Here is a 15,771-nt window from a genome sequence, read left to right as displayed (position 1 = left end):
GACTCTCTTGATGCGGCCCGCGGGCCGCAGGGGCGAACTCATGCTTTCAACCAGCACCTCCGGCACTCCGCCGGCCGTATCGCAGACCGGCGGCGGCGCGATTCCCGCGCTGCGCGCCAGCAGCCTGCAGCCGCTCGCCGGCATGCTGCGCTGGATCGTCATCGCGGTGCTGACCGTCGCGGTCGCGCTGCCGCTCGGCTTCATCCTGTTCCAGAGCCTGTTGTCCGCGCCGTTCTTCGACGCGAACCGCACGCTCGGCGTCGACGGCTTCCGCTTCATCTTCAGCGATCCCGACTTCTGGTCGGCCGTGAAGAACTCGTTCATCATCGCCGGCGGGATGCTGTTCATCTCGATCCCGCTCGGCGGCATCCTCGCGTTCCTGATGGTGCGCACCGACCTGCCCGGCCGCCGCTGGCTCGAGCCGCTGCTGCTCACGCCGGTGTTCGTGTCGCCGATGGTGCTCGCGTTCGGCTACGTGGTCGCGGTCGGCCCGGTCGGCTTCTACTCGGTGTGGTTCAAGGAATTGTTCGGCGCCGAGTCCGTGCCCTGGAACGTCTACTCGATCTTCGCGATCACGCTGATCGTCGGCCTCACGCACGTGCCGCACGTGTACCTGTATTCGTCGGCCGCGCTGCGCAACCTCGGCTCCGACGTCGAGGAAGCGGCGCGCGTGACGGGTGCGCGGCCGTTCCGCGTAGCGCTCGACGTGAGCCTGCCGATGACGATGCCCGCGCTGCTGTTCGCCGGCGTGCTGGTGTTCTTCCTCGGCTTCGAGGTGTTCGGGCTGCCGCTCGTGCTCGGCGACCCGGAAGGTCACCTCGTGCTCGCGACCTACCTGTACAAGCTGACCAACAAGCTCGGCGTGCCGTCGTATCACCTGATGGCCGCGGTCGCGGTGTGCATCGTCGCGATCACGTTCCCGCTCGTGCTGCTGCAGCGCCGGCTGCTGAAGACCGCGAACCGCTTCGTCACCGTGAAGGGCAAGGCCGGCCGCACGACCGTGCTGCCGCTCGGCGTGTGGCGCTGGGTCGCGCTCGCGATCGTCGCCGCGTGGCTCGCGCTGACCGTGATCGTGCCGATCTCCGGCATCGTGCTGCGCGCGTTCGTGACCAACTGGGGCGAAGGCGTCGCGCTCGCCGAGGTGCTGACGCTCGCGAACTTCGTCGAGCTGTTCGAGCAGGACAACCTCGTGCGCGCGATCGTCAACACGCTCGGCATCGGCGTGATCGGCGGCGCCGTCGCGATCGGCTTCTACTCGCTCGTCGCGTTCGCCGGCCACCGCCGCCACGACTGGGCGACGAAGCTGCTCGACTACCTCGTGCTGCTGCCGCGCGCGGTGCCGGGCCTGCTCGCCGGTCTCGCGTTCCTGTGGATCTTCCTGTTCGTGCCGGGCCTGCGCGAACTGAAGAACTCGATGTGGAGCATCTGGATCGCGTACACGGTCGTGTGGCTCGCGTACGGGATGCGCCTGATCCAGAGCGCGCTGCTGCAGGTCGGGCCGGAGCTCGAGGAAGCCGGGCGCAGCGTCGGCGCGACGCGCGGCCGCGTGTCGCTCGACGTAACGCTGCCGCTCGTGCGCTTCGGCCTGCTCGCCGCGTGGCTCCTGATCTTCATGATCTTCGAGCGCGAATACTCGACCGCCGTCTACCTGCTGTCGCCCGGCACCGAAGTGATCGGCGCGCTGCTCGTGTCGCTGTGGGCGACCGGCGCCGTCGACCAGGTCGCCGCGCTCTCTGTCATCAACATCGCGATGGTCGGCGCCGGTCTCGGCGTGGCCCTGCGCTTCGGAGTGAAACTTCATGGATAAGCTCATCGTCGACGATCTGCATCTGAGCTACGGCGCGAACCCGATCCTCAAGGGCGTGTCGTTCGAACTGAAGGCCGGCGAGGTCGTGTGCCTGCTGGGCGCGTCGGGCAGCGGCAAGACCACGCTGCTGCGCGCGGTCGCGGGCCTCGAACAGCCGTCGGGCGGGCGCATCCAGCTCGACGACCGGGTGTTCTTCGACGGCGCGCGGCAGGTCGACCTGCCGGTCGAGCAGCGCTCGCTCGGGCTCGTGTTCCAGTCGTACGCGCTGTGGCCGCACCGCACCGTCGCCGACAACGTCGGCTACGGGCTGAAGCTGCGCCGCGTAGCGCCTGCCGAGCAGAAGCGCCGCGTGCAAAGCGCGCTCGACCAGCTCGGCCTCGGGCACCTCGCCGAACGCTATCCGCACCAGCTTTCCGGCGGCCAGCAGCAGCGCGTCGCGATCGCGCGCGCGCTCGTCTACAACCCGCCGGTGATCCTGCTCGACGAGCCGCTGTCGAACCTCGACGCGAAGCTGCGCGAGGAAGCGCGCGCATGGCTGCGCGAGCTGATCGTGTCGCTCGGGCTGTCGGCGCTCTGCGTGACGCACGACCAGACCGAGGCGATGGCGATGTCCGATCGCATCCTGCTGCTGCGCAACGGCCGCATCGAGCAGGAAGGCACACCGGCCGAGCTGTACGGCGCGCCGCGCTCGCTGTACACGGCCGAATTCATGGGCAGCAACAACCGGATCGACGCGCGCGTCGCGGCGGTCGACGGCCAATGCGTGACGCTCGCCGGCGACGGCTGGCAGTTGCGCGCACTGGCCCGCGATACGTTTACGCCCGGCCAGGACGCGCAGGCGGTGATCCGCCTCGAACGCGTGCAGGTCGCCGACGGCCCCGGCGCGAACCGGCTGCAGGCCGACCTCGTCACGTCGATGTATCTCGGCGACCGCTGGGAATACCTGTTCCATTGCGGCGACCTGCGGCTGCGCGCGTTCGGCCACGTGCCGCATTCGGCCGGCAAGCACTGGCTCGAATTCCCGACCAACGACTGCTGGGCGTTCGCGAAGGCCGGCTGACCTGCGCGGCGGCGCACCTCGGCGGATGTGGCCCGGCATCCGCCGAGGCGCCGAGTGCGCCACGATTTCCCTCACCCACAAAAACCAAGGAGACACCGTCAATGAAGTCTTGCGCAGCATATTCCCTTCGCACAGTAGTCCTTACCGGCTCGGCCGCCGCGGCCTGCGTCGCCGTGCCCGCCGCCTACGCGCAGTCGTCGGTCACGATCTACGGGATCATGGATGCCGGCATCGAATACACGAACCACGCAGCGCGCGAAGGCGGCAACGCGTTCAAGCTGAAATCCGGCAACAAGAACACGTCGCGCTGGGGCCTGCGCGGCGTCGAGGACCTCGGCGGCGGGCTGAAGGCCGTGTTCCGCCTGGAAAGCGGGATCGACCTCGCGAACGGCGCATTCGACGACGGCCCGGATTCGATCTTCGCGCGCCGTGCGACCGTCGGCCTGAAAGGCAAATGGGGCGAGCTTACGCTGGGCCGCAACTTCACCGTCACCTACGACTACATGCTGCCGTTCGACCCGATGGGCTACGCGCAGAACTACTCGTGGGCGACCTCGTCGACGGCGACCGGCGGCCGCAAGGACGGCCTGTTCACGCGCTCGTCGAACGCGGTGCGCTACGACGGCGAATACGCGGGCTTCAAGTTCGGCGCGATGTACGGGTTCGGCAACGTGGCCGGCAGCGTGAAGACCAGCTCGAAGTACGACTTCGCGCTCGGCTACGAGAAGGGGCCGTTCGCCGCAGTCGTCACGTTCGACCGGCAGAACGGCGCGGCCGACAGCGTCACGCCGGCCGATCCCGTGAACTACATCCAGGGCATCCACGCGGGCTTGAGCTACGACTTCGGCAACCTGAAGACGATGGCCGGCTACCGCAATTACCGGCGCACGTTCCGCACGACGGCGGCGAACCAGTTGAGCGACATGTATTGGGTCGGCGGCTCGTACCAGTTCACGCCGGCGTTCTCGCTGATCGCGGCCGTGTATCACCAGAACATCAAGGGCGGCACCGATGCCGATCCGACGCTGGTCTCGGTGCGCGCCAATTACGCGCTGTCGAAGCGCACGGTGCTGTACGCGTCCGGCGGCTTCGCGATCGCGCAGCACGGGCAGAAGGTCGGCGTGTCGCGCGATTTCGCGGGATACAGCGATACGCAGGTCGGGGCGACCGTGGGGATTCAGCAGCGGTTCTGAGTAACCGTCTAGCGAGTCAAGCGGAATGAAGCGAACTGTCCCAAGGTGTGCTGGTTTTGACCATGGCGTTGAGCACGGTCAGGAGCTTGCGCATGCAGGCAACCAGCGCGACCTTGGGCGGTTTGCCTGCGGCGATCAGTCGTTGATAAAAAGCGGCAATAGCGGGGTTGCGTCGCGAAGCGGTGAGCGCTGCCATGTACAGGACGCGACGGATATCGAACCGTCCGCCTTGAATGCGCCTGTGCCCCCGGGTAGTTCCCGAGTCCCATGCCATCGGAGCGACGCCAACCAACGCAGCGATCTGGCGGCGATTGAGCCGGCCAAGTTCGGGCAGTTCTGCGATCAAGGTAGCACTGGCCACTGGGCCGATACCGCTTGCCGAGCGCAGCAGTTCGTCGAGTGCGCTGTAGTGCGCGCGGACGTGGGTAACCATCTGGGCGTCGACATCATCAAGCTGCTTGCGGATGGCGTCGATCATGGCTTCTATGCTCGGGCGTACGACCGGAATGGCCAGCTGCAAACGCTGCCGCTCGGACAGCAACATGCCGAGCAACTGACGACGGCGTGTGACCATGGCGGCCAGCGCTTGTTGCTGGGTGTCGGCCAGCGGTCGAATGAAGTTGGCCAGATCCTTGCGACGAACCAGTACCGATGCGAACTCCGCCAGCATGTGAGCATCGATCGTATCGGTCTTGGCCAGACGCCCCATCGATTTGGCAAAGTCGCGCGCCTGACGCGGGTTGATCACGGCGACCGGCAAGCCTGCCGCCTGCAACGCACACGCAAGCGCCGCTTCGTAGCCGCCCGTGGCTTCCATGACGACCAGAGCCACGTTCAGGGGTTGCAGGGCCGCTGCCAGGGCCGAATGTGCCTCGGCATCGTTAGCCCATCGCTGCGCAATGCGTTCGGCGCCCAATACCGCAATATCGACGTGCTCCTTGGCTACGTCGATACCCACCATTACTGAGGAAGCAGACATGATCTTCAGATCCCTTGCTTGTGCATGCGCCCTCGATCAGATCGGGGCGGGTAACCGTTCGGGTTTCGGGAAGACCAGCACGGCAACCGTGCGTTCTGTACTCAGAAACGGGCTCATTGGCCCAAGCGCGAATCAAACTACACGGTTCAGTCTGGTTGCTCCCAGACTTTACCGTACCGGTCAGGCTTGAACATACAAGCATGACGGCGCAGCCGGTCGGCAGCATCGCGTACCGACTGCGCCGCTGCGTCACGCATCCCCATGCATCACGAATACCGGGCGGACGAGACTGCTCGCGTCGTCCCAATACCGGTCGACCTCCGCCAGCGGGATGGCGTTCGCGTCGATGTGCAGGCGCGCCGGCTCGACCGCGTCGAACACCGCACGCACCGCGTCCAGCAGGCGCGGCAGCGCAATGCTCCCGAGGCCGCTGCCCATCAGCGTAATCGCGGTCGCGCGCAGCACCGCGCCGGGCAGCAGCACCTCGGCGCCGCTGATCGAGCCGATCTGCATGAAGCGCAGCGGCCGGCCTTCCGGCGTCGCCTTTGCCGCCGACACCAGCAGCGCCCGCGCGCTCGCGCCCCACAGATAATCAAGCACGACGTCCACGCCCGCGCGGAAGTGCGGCTCCAGCGCGCGCGCCAGATGCGCGTCGTCCTGCTGCAGCGACACCACAGCGTCCGCGCCTGCCGATTGCAACGCTGCCAGCGCCGCCGCGTTGCGTCCGGTGGCGATCACCTTCGCCGCGCCCAGGTGCTTCGCGATCCGCACGGCCAGCCGTCCGGACGCGCCCGTCGCGCCGTTGACCAGCACGGTCTCCCCGGCCGCCATGCGCGCCCGCTCCGTCAGCGCGGCCCATGACGACATTCCCGGGATCGCGATCGCGGCAGCGGTGACATCATCGAGCCCGTCAGGCAGCGGCACGCATTGCGCGTCGGGCACGACCGTGCGCTCGGCCATCGCGCCGAACGGCGCGACCGGGCCGAAGAAATAGACGCGCTGCCCGTCGTCGAGACGCCCCGTGCCGTCGACGCCCGCGACGAACGGAAAGCCGCCCATCGAAGAATAGTGCGAACCGGACGCCTGGGCCTGCGCGAGGCGGCTCAGCGCGGACGCGGTCACGTCGACCAGCCGGTGGCCGGGCAATGCGTGCGGCGCTTCGAACTCGGCATGAACGGGGCGCTCGCCCGCTCCATTGACGATTGCGGCTTTCATCGGTGCGACTTCAGATGACTGCGCCATCACCGTGCATCGACCCACGCCCGCAACGCGGCGTCGCGGATCTCGAACACGTCGAACAGCCCGAGCGCGCGCAGCGCCGGCAGCACGTCGGCGGCGTCGGCCGCCGCGCGGGATCGCTCGGCCTCGTCCGCATGCGGGTCGGTGAGCACTCGCGCATTCGCAAGAAAGGCGCCCACGCTGCCCTTGCGGATCGTCGTACCGTTGAGGTCGAGCTGGTTGAGGTGGTCGGGAAGCATTTCGTCGGCTCGCATCGCGCGGCCCTCCTGAAGTGTTGAACAGGCACCTAGTGTAGGGATGCGAGTTCGGCCGATCTCCGGTATAAATGCCATTCGATACCGAATTTCAGCCATGTCGAACGCTCCGCTTCTTCCCGCCGATCTCGTAACGTCTTCCGATGGCCCGTTCATCGCCGCCGCCGAGCTGACGCAGCGCGACGCGCGCATGACCGCGCCGCATCGCCATGCGCGCGGCCAGCTGGTCGGCGCGCTGACCGGCCTGCTGTCGCTCGGCCTCGACGATCAGGACTGGGTCGTGCCGGCCGTCCATGCGATCTGGATTCCGCCGCATTGCGTGCATTCGCTGCGGTCGTTCGGGCCGTTCTCCGGCTGGAGCGTGTTCGTTGCGGAACCGCGCTGCGGATCGCTGCCGCAGGCGCCGCACGCGATCCGCACCTCCGCGCTGTTACGCGAGGCGGTGCGGCGCGCGGCAAGCTGGCGCGGCGCCGCGCTCGACGCGGCGCAAGCGCGCGTGGCGGAAGTGATCCTCGACGAGATCTCGGCATCGCCGCCGGTCACGCTCGGCCTGCCGCGCCCGCGCGATCCGCGGGTCGGACGGATCACCGACGCGTTGAGCGTCGATCTCGCGGACAAGCGTCGCCTCGAGGAATGGGCGACGTGGGCGGGCATCGCACCGCGCACGCTGAGCCGCCGCTTCGTCGCCGAAACGGGGTTGACGTTCGCGCAGTGGCGCCAGCAGGCGCGGCTGCTGCGCGCGTTGGAGAAGGTGGCCGACGGCGTGCCGGTGACGACGATCGCGCTCGATCTCGGCTACGACAACGTGAGCGCGTTCATCGACATGTTCCGGCGCGCGTTGGGAACGACCCCGGGGCGGTATATGGAAGCTGGACACGACGGACGCCGGGGCGACGCCGCGTAGCGCGTCATTGCGCACTCGCATGCACGCATCGACGGTGGCGACATTCGATTCGCCGCGCCTTCAATACGTGCCGTCGCCCTGCTTCGCGGCGTCGGCCGGTTTCCCCTTGAACTGCGCCGCCAACCGCTCCGCGCTTCTCGCGAGCAACGTCGTATCGACCCCCACCGCGACAAACAACGCACCCGCTTCGAGATACCGCCGCGCCGCCGCTTCATCGGCGCTGAGAATCCCCGGCGCCTTGCCGGCCGCCTTGATCGTGCGGATCGCATGATCGATCGCTGCCTGCACATCCTGATGCCCCGGATTGCCGAGCTGCCCGAGGTCGGCCGCCAGGTCGGCCGGCCCGATGAACACGCCGTCGACGCCGTCCACCCGCGCGATCGCATCAATCGCGTCGAGCCCCGCACGCGTCTCGACCTGCACGAGCACCGCCATCTCGCCGTTCGCGCGCTGCAGGTAGTCGCCGACGCGATTCCAGCGCGACGCCCGCGCCAGCGCGCTGCCGACGCCGCGGATGCCTTCCGGCGGATAGCGGGTCGCGGCCACCGCCGCGCGCGCCTCGGCCGCGCTCTGCACCATCGGCACGAGCAGCGTCTGCGCGCCGAGATCGAGCACCTGCTTGACGATCACCGGGTCGTTCCACGGCACGCGCACGACCGGATGCGACGGATACGGCGCGATCGCCTGCAATTGCGCGAGGATCGTCGGCACCGTGTTCGGCGCATGCTCGCCGTCGATCAGCAGCCAGTCGAAACCGGCGTCCGCGACGACTTCGGCGCTGTACGGACTGGCGAGGCCGAGCCACAGCCCGATCTGCGCGTCGCCGCGCGCGAGCGCGGCCTTGAAGGGATTCGATGGCATCTGCATGTCGCGTCACCCGAAATGGCATTGAATGGTCCCGAGCGGACCGTAGTCGACGCTGAACGTGTCGCCGGCGCGCGCCGCGCACGGCCGCGTAAACGACCCGCCGAGCACGATCTGCCCGGGCTCCAGCGCGACGTCGAAGCGCGCGAGCCGGTTCGCGAGCCACACGACACCGTTGGCCGGATGGTTCAGCACGCCGGCCGCGACGCCGGTTTCCTCGACCACGCCGTTGCGCGACATGATCGCCGCGACCCAGCGCAGGTCGACGTCGGCCGGCCGCACGGGCCGCCCGCCGATCACGACGCCGGCGTTCGCCGCGTTGTCGGCGATCGTGTCGAACACCTTGCGCGGGCGCTGCGTATCGGGGTCGATCGACTGGCTGCGCGCGTCGATGATCTCGAGCGCGGGCACGACGTAGTCGACCGCGTCGTACACGTCGAAGATCGTGCAGTTCGGCCCGCTCAGACGCTTGCGGAGCACGAACGCGAGCTCGACCTCGACGCGCGGTACGATGAAGCGCCCGGTCGGGATCGTGCCGCCGTCCTCGAAGAACATGTCGTCGAGCAGCGCGCCGTAGTCCGGCTCGTCGATCTGCGACGTGTTCTGCATCGCCTTCGACGTGAGGCCGATCTTGTGCCCCTTCAGCACGCGGCCCTCCGCAAGCTTGAGGCTGACCCACGCGCGCTGGATCGCATAGGCGTCGTCGATCGTGATGTCGGGATAGTCGAGCGAGATCTGGCGGATCTGCTTGCGTTCGCGCTCCGCGTCGTCGAGGCGGCGCGCGAGCTGGTCGATGGTCGCGGTATCGAACATGGTCGGCTCCGAGTGGGGTTCAGCCGGCCCGCTGGTAGCGGGCGTGAATGTTGTTGTGCTTGTACGAGCCGCTCTCGCTGAACTCGGTCAGCTCCATCGACAGCGCAAGGTAGCGCTTCGCGTACAGCTCGGCGAAATGCGCGTTGATCGCGTCGAACAGCGCGTCGCACGCGGCCTTTTTCACTTCTTCGCTGCGGCCCGCGCCGATCTTCAGCGTCACGTGGACGAACGCATCGTCCTCGGTGCCGTCCGCGACGCAGTAGTCCTGCAGCTCGATCGCGCGCGAGCGGATGCCGCCGGTCGGGAACACGCCGCCCTGCGCGATCAGCGTCGCGTTGATCGTGCGCAGCAGCGCGGGAATGCGCGCGTCGTCGCGAAGGTTCGCGGTGTACTCGACGACGATGTGTGGCATGACGATTCTCCTGTCGGATGCGTGACGTGGCGTGACGTGGCGACGTTCAGGGCAGCGGAAAGATCGCGTTGATCTGCCCGGTGCCCGAGCTCGCGAAGTAGTCGGTGACGATTTCGACGGGCTTGTCGTAGCGGTCCCAGCCGAGCAGGCCGAGCAGCATCGCGGTGTCGTGCATCCCGCCTTCGCCGTGGCAGTGCGTGTTGTATTCGGGCAGCATCGCGCAGAACGTCTTGAAATCGCCCTGCTTCCACAGCTCGACGACGCGCAGGTCGACCTGCCGGAAAAACTCGCGGCTGATCTGGTGAATCGATTCCTCGGGGCTGCCGTTGTCGTTGAAGCGATGCGACAGCGAACCGCTCGCGAGGAACGCGACGTTCGCGTCGCTCTTTTCGATCGCTTCGAGCAACGCTTCACCGAAGCGGCGGCTCTCGTCGAGCGAATGCCACATGCACCAGCCGGCGATCGACACGACCTTGAAGTGCTGGTCGGCGTTCATGTAGCGCATCGGCACCAGCGTCCCGTATTCGAGCTCGAGGCTGTCGATCTCGTGTGCGCGCGTCGCGATGCCGCGCGCCGACGCCGTTTCCGCGATCAGCCGGCCGAGTTCCGGATTGCCCCGATACGCGTAGGCCATGTCGCGGATGAAGTGCGGCAACTCGTTGCTCGTGTAGACGCCGGAAAACCGCGCGTTGCAGTTCACGTGATAGCCGGCGTTGACGAGCCAGTGGACGTCGGACACGACGATCGTGTCGACGCCGAGCGCACGGCAGCGCTCGCCGATCAGTTGATGGCCGCGGATCGCTTCCGCGCGGCAGCCGTGATGCTTGCCCGCCAGCTCGGACAGGTACATCGACGGCACGTGCGTGATCTTTGCAGCGAGGGACAATTTGCCCATCGTGAGTGTCTCCGTAGCGTTCTTTCACGCGCCGCTTACACGCCCCAGCGCGGAATGTGATGCGAACCCATCGAGATGCAGACGTTCTTGATCTCGGCGAACACGTCGAAGCTGTACTCACCGCCCTCGCGCCCGGTGCCCGACTCCTTCACGCCGCCGAACGGCTGGCGCAGGTCGCGCACGTTCTGGCTGTTGACGAACACCATCCCGGCCTCGATGCCGCGCGCGAGGCGATGCACCTTGCCGACGTCCTGCGTCCAGAGGTACGACGCGAGCCCGTAGCGCGTGTCGTTCGCGAGGCGCAGCCCTTCGTCCTCGTCCTCGAACGGAATCAGGCACGCGACCGGGCCGAAGATTTCCTCCTGCGCGATGCGCATCCGGTTGTCGACGTCGGCGAACACGGTCGGCCGCACGAAGTTGCCGTTGCGCAGGTGCGCAGGCAGGTGCGCCGGCTGGTCGGCGCCGCCCGCGACGAGCCGCGCGCCTTCCTGCTCGCCGATGCGGATGTAGCCCGTCACCTTCTCCCAGTGCGCGCGCGTGATCATCGCGCCGAGCTGCGTCGCCGGGTCGGCCGGATCGCCGACCACCAGATTGTTCGCGCGGCGCGTGAATTCCTGCACGAAGCGGTCGTAGATCGAACGCTGCACGAAAATGCGCGAGCCCGCGGTGCAGCGTTCGCCGTTGATCGAGAAGATCGTAAACAGCGACGCGTCGAGCGCGCGGTCGAAATCGGCGTCGTCGAAAATCAGCACCGGCGACTTGCCGCCGAGCTCCATCGAATATTTCTTCAGGCCCGCGCGCTCCATGATCCGCTTGCCGGTGGCCGTGCCGCCGGTAAACGACACCGCGCGCACGTCCGGATGCCGCACCAGCGCGTCGCCGGCGGTCGCGCCGTAGCCCTGCACGACGTTCAGCACGCCGGGCGGAATGCCGGCTTCGAGCGCGAGCCGGCCGAGCTGGTCGGCGGTCAGCGGCGACAGCTCGGACATCTTCAGCACCGCGGTATTGCCGAGCGCGAGACACGGCGCCGTCTTCCACGTCGCGGTCATGAACGGCACGTTCCACGGCGACACCAGCGCGCACACGCCGACCGGCTGGTACAGCGTGTAGTTCAGCATCTGGTCGTCGACCGGATACGTGCGGCCGTTCATCTGCACGCACACTTCCGCGAAGAAATTGAAGTTCTCCGACGCGCGCGGAATCAGCTGCTTGCTGGTCTGCTCGATCGGCAGGCCCGTATCCTGCGTCTCCAGCGCCGCGAGCATCGGCACGTTCTTCTCGATCAGCTCGCCGAGCTTGCGCATCAGCTTCGCGCGCTCCTTCGCGGGCGTGTTCGCCCATTTCGGGAATGCGGCCTTCGCCGCGCGCACGGCCGCGTCGACTTCCGCTTCGCCGCCCGACGCGACGTCGGTGATCACGTCGCCGGTCGCCGGATTCAGCGTCGTGAACGTCTCGCGGCTTTCGACTTCGCGGCCGTCGATCCAGTGCTTGATGGTCATCTGCTCTCCTTGTGCGGCGGGCTCAGCCGGCGCGGTAGTAGTCGTGTTCGCCGACGATCGTGTTCACGAGCCGGCCGATGCCTTCGATCTCGGTGACGACCTCGTCGCCCGGCTGCGTGTCCGCGAGCCCTTCGGGCGTGCCGGTCAGGATCAGGTCGCCCGGCGAGAGCGTCATGAAGCCGCTGATGTGCTCGATCAGCGCCGGCACGTCGAAGATCATGTCGCGCGTGCTGCCGCGCTGCGTCTCCTGGCCGTTGACCGTCGTGCGCAGCGTCAGGCCGGCAGGGTCGCCGATCTCGTCGCGGCTGACGAGCCACGGCCCGAGCGGCGTGCAGGTGTCACGGTTCTTCACGCGCAGGTTCGGCCGGTAATAGTTCTCGAGGTAATCGCGGATCGCGTAGTCGTTCGCGACCGTGTAGCCGGCGACGTAGTCGAGCGCCTGCGCGCGGCGCACGCCCCGCGCGGGGCGGCCGATCAAGACCGCCAGCTCGCATTCGTAATGCATGTGGGTCGCGTCGGCGGGCCGCACGGTGCGCGAGCGGTGGCCGATGAACGTGTTCGGGCCCTTCAGGAAGATCAGCGGCTCGCTCGGCGCCTTGAACGCAAGCTCCTTCGCGTGGTCCGCGTAGTTCAGGCCGAGCGCAAACGTCGTGCGCGGCGCGACGGGCGGCAGCCAGGCCACCGCGGTCTCCTCGACGACCCGCCCCGTATCGAGGCGGATCAGGCCGTCGCCGGCCGGCTCGGCCGCATGCTGCGCGCCGTTGTAGATCACGCGTGCGGTTCTCATCGGGCCTCCTCCGCGATCAGCGCATGCCGCAACGTGCCGATGCCGTCCGCGGCGATCTCGATCCGGCTGCCCGGCTTCGCGCGCGGCGCGCCGCCCGCCACGCCGAGCAGCAGCACGTCGCCGGCGTCGAACGACATGAACGCCGACACGTCGGCGATCAGTTGCCGCACCGGGCGGATCAACGTCGCCGTCGACGCGGACTGCGCGAGGTTGCCGTCGATCCGCACGGTCAGCCGGACCGCGTCGACGTCGTCGAACGCGCCGGGCGGGACGATCGCCGGGCCGAGCGGGCAGAACCCGTCGCGGCACTTGAAGCGCACGGCGGGACGGTAGTAGTCGGGATGCGGCACCGACACGTCGCTCGCGAGCGTGAAGCCGTGCACGTAGTCGAGCGCGCGGTCGGCCGCCACGCGGGTCGTGCGGCGGGCGAACACGACCGCGACCGACGCGCCGATCTCCAGCGCGTCGACGCCGGCCGGCACGACGACGGTTGCGCCGTCGACCGCGTGGGTGTTGGCGGGCTTGATGTACAGGATCGGCGCCTGCGGCGGCCGCCCGTAAGGCGGCTGATGCACCGCGTCGCCGAGCGCGTCGAGCGCGGCGCGCTCGTTGAGCAGCGCGCCGTAGACGGTGCCGATGGCTACTGGCAGCGGCGGCGCCGCGGCGGTCGTGCAAGACAGCTCCATGCGTCATTCCCCTGCCGCGCGTCGCGGCGCATCGTCAATACTTAACATCTTAAGTAAACAATCGGGCGCTGACAACCTCGATTACCCTGATACACGAAATTCACCGCGACCGCCTGTTAAGATTGGCGCGTCCCCGCCCAGCCCTTCATCTCGATGAACCGTTCGTTCGACCACCGCAATCTGGCCATGCTGCTGCTCGAGGCCCGAGAAACGCTGATGGGGCTGTTCCGCCCCATTCTCAAGGAATTCGCGTTGACCGAACAGCAATGGCGGATCATCCGCGTGCTCGACGGCGAGCCGTCGCACGCGCTCGAAGCGGGACAGATCGCGCGGCGCTGCTGCATCCTGAGTCCGAGCCTGACGGGCGTGCTCGAACGGATGGAGCGCGATGGCCTGATCAAGCGCACGCGCGCGCAGGAAGATCAGCGCAGGCTGCTCGTCAGCCTGACGCCGCAAAGCCGGAAGCTGGTCTCGGAAATCGGCCCGCGCATCGACGAACAGTACCGGCTGCTCGAGGCGCGCTTCGGCCAGGATGCGCTCGACGACATCTACCGTGCGCTCGACCGGCTGATCGAGCTCGGCGACAGCGCGCCGTAAGCCCCGCCCGCGCTCAGGCCTCGCCGCGCATCAGCGCGGTGACCGGGACGCCGCGCGACGTGCGCATGCATTCCTCGACGTAGTCGACGAACGGCAGCGGCTCGAAATCGATTTCGTCGCGCACGCGCCGGTTGTCGAACACCCGATCGACGGCCGCGAATTCCGCGAAGCGCTGCAGCGCCTTGCCCACCACCCGCTCGAGCGCCGGATCGGTACGCCCCAGCACGTCGCGCACGACGAGCGGCAGCTCCGCCGCCGCGCACGCCGCGTAGCGCGGCGCGCCGGCCATCCCGGCCGCCTCGTCCATCGCCCGCACGATCTGCGCGACCATCGGCGCCTCCTCGCCCGCCGACACGTGATAGACGTCGTGCGCGAGCGCCGGCTTGACCGCCAGCAGCATCGTCGCGCGCGCGACATCGTCGACCGACACGATGTCGATGCGCGTCATCGGCCGCGCCGTATAACGCCGCGCCGCATGCACGAGGCGGAACATCCAGAACGTGTTCGGCGCGGGCCGCGTGCCGAGCACCGTGTGCCCGACGACATGCGACGGACGGACCACGACGAGCGGCAGCCCGAGCGCGCGCAGGCGCCGCTCCGTCTCGCCCTTGGCGTGCAGGTAGTCGGCCGCCAGCACGGCGCCCGCGAGCGCTGCGCCCGGGTCCGTGGCGGCGGCGGACGGCGCGTCCTCCTGCACCGTGCCGCCCCGGCCGCCGCGCACGAACGCGGTGCCGACGTACACGAAGCGCTGCAGCTTCGCGGCGTGCACGAACCGGGCGGCGAAGCGCAGCGACTCGTCGGCGTCGGCCTGCAGGTGCGCGCCGTCCGCCGACGATGCGTGTCCCGCGCAGTGGATCACATGCGTCGCCTGCGCGAGACGGGGCGCTTGCGCGCCCTCCCACACGTCGCCGAGCGCGCCGACGATCACGTTCGCGTCGCTCAGGCGCGACGCCCAGTACGGCGCGAGCCCCGCGCGCAGCGCCGCCTCGCGCAGCCGCGCCACCGCGTGGCCGCGATCCTGCGCACGCACGACGCAGACGATGCGCTCGAGCAGCCCGGCATTGACGAGCGCCGTCAGCACGGTGCTGCCGATGAAGCCGGTTGCGCCCGTGAGCACCAGTCGCCCGACGTTCGCCGCGGCGACCGGCGCGCACGCTGGCGATACGAGGCTCGTGCGCCAGTTGAGCGACAGGGCGGTTTTCCAGATCAGCACGGGAATCTCCTTCGAAAAATCGGCCGGACGGCACGCGGCCCGGCGCACTGGCGCCGGGCGTGACGGCCGTCGGTCTGCGGGCCGTCGAGCGTGCCCGGCGTCCCGATCCGGCATCCGCCGCGCGACAGGTCGGCGCGAGCGGCACCCCGGGCGGCGCCGCGAATGAGGGCCGCAACGCCAGTCGGGACCTTGCCAGTGTGGGGCCGGGTTCGGGACAAGTCTGTCCTGAAAGTTTTGCGAAAGTGTGCGGATTTGTATGAGATTGTCTGCGTGTGTGGTTCCGGCGGCCGCGCGCGCCGTCGGCACGCTGTCAAATCGCTGAAATATGGCCCGGCTAGCGTGAATGCCGCGCTTGTCGTTGTCGCGTTGTCGCGCGCGATCCGGGCCGGTGCCAGCCCCTCGGATCAGGCGCGACACATCGACGCGGCAGCGGCCCCCGTGCGCCGCTGCGCGACGCGGGACGACGCGTCGCCGCCCCGGGCACCGCCGCCTGCAGCCGGCGTCACGCGGCAGTCGCGGCTGCGCAGCCATTTTCATCAGACGTCATTTCATGCGGAATGCGGATGTGC

General features: G+C 68.5%; 16 protein-coding genes. 5 read left to right on the top strand and 11 right to left on the bottom strand.

The window, feature by feature from the left end; translation table 11 throughout:
- Positions 1–40: 40 nt before the first annotated feature.
- The 3 genes from B7P44_RS24385 to B7P44_RS24375 all read left to right on the top strand — a co-directional run bounded on the left by B7P44_RS24385 (position 41) and on the right by B7P44_RS24375 (position 4,060).
- Positions 41–1,807: an ABC transporter permease gene (locus B7P44_RS24385; RefSeq protein ID WP_084910005.1), complete on the top strand. Its 1,767-nt coding sequence runs from the start codon at positions 41–43 to the stop codon at positions 1,805–1,807.
- A complete protein-coding gene (locus B7P44_RS24380; protein WP_084908525.1) occupies positions 1,800–2,867 on the top strand; it encodes an ABC transporter ATP-binding protein in 1,068 nt (355 codons plus the stop codon). Before B7P44_RS24385 ends, B7P44_RS24380 begins: the two co-directional genes overlap by 8 nt.
- 101 nt (positions 2,868–2,968) lie before the next feature.
- The gene (locus tag B7P44_RS24375) at positions 2,969–4,060 is read left to right on the top strand and encodes a porin (protein WP_084908524.1); all 1,092 of its coding nucleotides are present in this window, start codon (positions 2,969–2,971) and stop codon (positions 4,058–4,060) included.
- Between the two features lie 16 nt (positions 4,061–4,076).
- On the opposite strand, the gene B7P44_RS24370 is transcribed toward B7P44_RS24375, so the two are convergent.
- The 3 genes from B7P44_RS24370 to B7P44_RS24360 form a co-directional block, all read right to left on the bottom strand.
- The gene (locus tag B7P44_RS24370; protein WP_084901415.1) at positions 4,077–5,039 is read right to left on the bottom strand and encodes an IS110 family RNA-guided transposase; all 963 of its coding nucleotides are present in this window, start codon (positions 5,037–5,039) and stop codon (positions 4,077–4,079) included.
- Between the two features lie 249 nt (positions 5,040–5,288).
- The gene (locus B7P44_RS24365) at positions 5,289–6,254 is read right to left on the bottom strand and encodes a quinone oxidoreductase family protein (protein WP_084908523.1); all 966 of its coding nucleotides are present in this window, start codon (positions 6,252–6,254) and stop codon (positions 5,289–5,291) included.
- Positions 6,255–6,280: 26 nt separating this feature from the next.
- Complete coding sequence (locus B7P44_RS24360; RefSeq protein WP_042587756.1) at positions 6,281–6,532, bottom strand: hypothetical protein; 252 nt, start codon at positions 6,530–6,532, stop codon at positions 6,281–6,283.
- 97 nt (positions 6,533–6,629) lie between these two features.
- On the opposite strand from B7P44_RS24360, the gene B7P44_RS24355 reads away from it, so the two are divergent.
- Positions 6,630–7,436 (top strand): AraC family transcriptional regulator, encoded by an 807-nt coding sequence (locus tag B7P44_RS24355; protein ID WP_084908522.1) that lies wholly within the window; start codon positions 6,630–6,632, stop codon positions 7,434–7,436.
- A gap of 60 nt (positions 7,437–7,496) precedes the next feature.
- On the opposite strand, the gene hpaI is transcribed toward B7P44_RS24355, so the two are convergent.
- The 7 genes from hpaI to B7P44_RS24320 are packed head-to-tail and all read right to left on the bottom strand — an operon-like array spanning position 7,497 to position 13,392.
- Complete coding sequence (gene hpaI / locus B7P44_RS24350; protein ID WP_084908521.1) at positions 7,497–8,303, bottom strand: 4-hydroxy-2-oxoheptanedioate aldolase; 807 nt, start codon at positions 8,301–8,303, stop codon at positions 7,497–7,499.
- 6 nt (positions 8,304–8,309) lie between these two features.
- Complete coding sequence (hpaH, locus tag B7P44_RS24345) at positions 8,310–9,113, bottom strand: 2-oxo-hept-4-ene-1,7-dioate hydratase (RefSeq protein WP_084908520.1); 804 nt, start codon at positions 9,111–9,113, stop codon at positions 8,310–8,312.
- 19 nt (positions 9,114–9,132) lie between these two features.
- A complete protein-coding gene (locus B7P44_RS24340; RefSeq protein WP_084908519.1) occupies positions 9,133–9,525 on the bottom strand; it encodes a 5-carboxymethyl-2-hydroxymuconate Delta-isomerase in 393 nt (130 codons plus the stop codon).
- 46 nt (positions 9,526–9,571) lie between these two features.
- Positions 9,572–10,420, bottom strand: coding sequence for a 3,4-dihydroxyphenylacetate 2,3-dioxygenase (gene hpaD, locus B7P44_RS24335; RefSeq protein ID WP_084908518.1), 849 nt, complete (start codon positions 10,418–10,420; stop codon positions 9,572–9,574).
- Positions 10,421–10,455: 35 nt separating this feature from the next.
- Positions 10,456–11,919 (bottom strand): 5-carboxymethyl-2-hydroxymuconate semialdehyde dehydrogenase, encoded by a 1,464-nt coding sequence (hpaE, locus tag B7P44_RS24330; protein ID WP_084908517.1) that lies wholly within the window; start codon positions 11,917–11,919, stop codon positions 10,456–10,458.
- A 22-nt stretch (positions 11,920–11,941) separates the two neighbouring features.
- Positions 11,942–12,706, bottom strand: coding sequence for a fumarylacetoacetate hydrolase family protein (locus B7P44_RS24325; protein WP_084908516.1), 765 nt, complete (start codon positions 12,704–12,706; stop codon positions 11,942–11,944).
- Positions 12,703–13,392 carry a fumarylacetoacetate hydrolase family protein gene (locus tag B7P44_RS24320; protein WP_084908515.1) on the bottom strand — a complete coding sequence of 230 codons (690 nt, stop codon included), beginning with the start codon at positions 13,390–13,392 and terminating at the stop codon, positions 12,703–12,705. Before B7P44_RS24320 ends, B7P44_RS24325 begins: the two co-directional genes overlap by 4 nt.
- Before the next feature lie 153 nt (positions 13,393–13,545).
- Between B7P44_RS24320 and hpaR the strand changes: the two genes are divergently transcribed.
- Complete coding sequence (gene hpaR / locus B7P44_RS24315) at positions 13,546–13,989, top strand: homoprotocatechuate degradation operon regulator HpaR (RefSeq protein WP_084908514.1); 444 nt, start codon at positions 13,546–13,548, stop codon at positions 13,987–13,989.
- A 13-nt stretch (positions 13,990–14,002) separates the two neighbouring features.
- Here hpaR and B7P44_RS24310 read toward each other — a convergent pair whose 3' ends face one another.
- Positions 14,003–15,202 carry an SDR family oxidoreductase gene (locus B7P44_RS24310; protein ID WP_084908513.1) on the bottom strand — a complete coding sequence of 400 codons (1,200 nt, stop codon included), beginning with the start codon at positions 15,200–15,202 and terminating at the stop codon, positions 14,003–14,005.
- Between the last annotated feature and the right edge of the window lie 569 nt (positions 15,203–15,771).

It is taken from the genome of Burkholderia ubonensis subsp. mesacidophila, assembly GCF_002097715.1.
In the GTDB taxonomy this organism is placed as follows: domain Bacteria; phylum Pseudomonadota; class Gammaproteobacteria; order Burkholderiales; family Burkholderiaceae; genus Burkholderia; species Burkholderia mesacidophila.
The sequence above is the reverse complement of the archived record's forward strand: the minus strand, read 5'-3'. Positions and strand labels throughout refer to the sequence as shown.

Coding starts and splice junctions, on each gene's coding strand:
- hpaR (WP_084908514.1), top strand. CDS start 13,546: ATGAACCGTTCGTTCGACCACCGCAATCTGGCCATGCTGCTGCTCGAG.
- hpaI (WP_084908521.1), bottom strand. CDS start 8,303: ATGCAGATGCCATCGAATCCCTTCAAGGCCGCGCTCGCGCGCGGCGAC.
- B7P44_RS24365 (WP_084908523.1), bottom strand. CDS start 6,254: ATGAAAGCCGCAATCGTCAATGGAGCGGGCGAGCGCCCCGTTCATGCC.
- B7P44_RS24375 (WP_084908524.1), top strand. CDS start 2,969: ATGAAGTCTTGCGCAGCATATTCCCTTCGCACAGTAGTCCTTACCGGC.
- hpaD (WP_084908518.1), bottom strand. CDS start 10,420: ATGGGCAAATTGTCCCTCGCTGCAAAGATCACGCACGTGCCGTCGATG.
- B7P44_RS24325 (WP_084908516.1), bottom strand. CDS start 12,706: ATGAGAACCGCACGCGTGATCTACAACGGCGCGCAGCATGCGGCCGAG.
- hpaH (WP_084908520.1), bottom strand. CDS start 9,113: ATGTTCGATACCGCGACCATCGACCAGCTCGCGCGCCGCCTCGACGAC.
- B7P44_RS24380 (WP_084908525.1), top strand. CDS start 1,800: ATGGATAAGCTCATCGTCGACGATCTGCATCTGAGCTACGGCGCGAAC.
- B7P44_RS24385 (WP_084910005.1), top strand. CDS start 41: ATGCTTTCAACCAGCACCTCCGGCACTCCGCCGGCCGTATCGCAGACC.
- B7P44_RS24320 (WP_084908515.1), bottom strand. CDS start 13,392: ATGGAGCTGTCTTGCACGACCGCCGCGGCGCCGCCGCTGCCAGTAGCC.
- B7P44_RS24340 (WP_084908519.1), bottom strand. CDS start 9,525: ATGCCACACATCGTCGTCGAGTACACCGCGAACCTTCGCGACGACGCG.
- B7P44_RS24370 (WP_084901415.1), bottom strand. CDS start 5,039: ATGTCTGCTTCCTCAGTAATGGTGGGTATCGACGTAGCCAAGGAGCAC.
- B7P44_RS24355 (WP_084908522.1), top strand. CDS start 6,630: ATGTCGAACGCTCCGCTTCTTCCCGCCGATCTCGTAACGTCTTCCGAT.
- hpaE (WP_084908517.1), bottom strand. CDS start 11,919: ATGACCATCAAGCACTGGATCGACGGCCGCGAAGTCGAAAGCCGCGAG.
- B7P44_RS24360 (WP_042587756.1), bottom strand. CDS start 6,532: ATGCGAGCCGACGAAATGCTTCCCGACCACCTCAACCAGCTCGACCTC.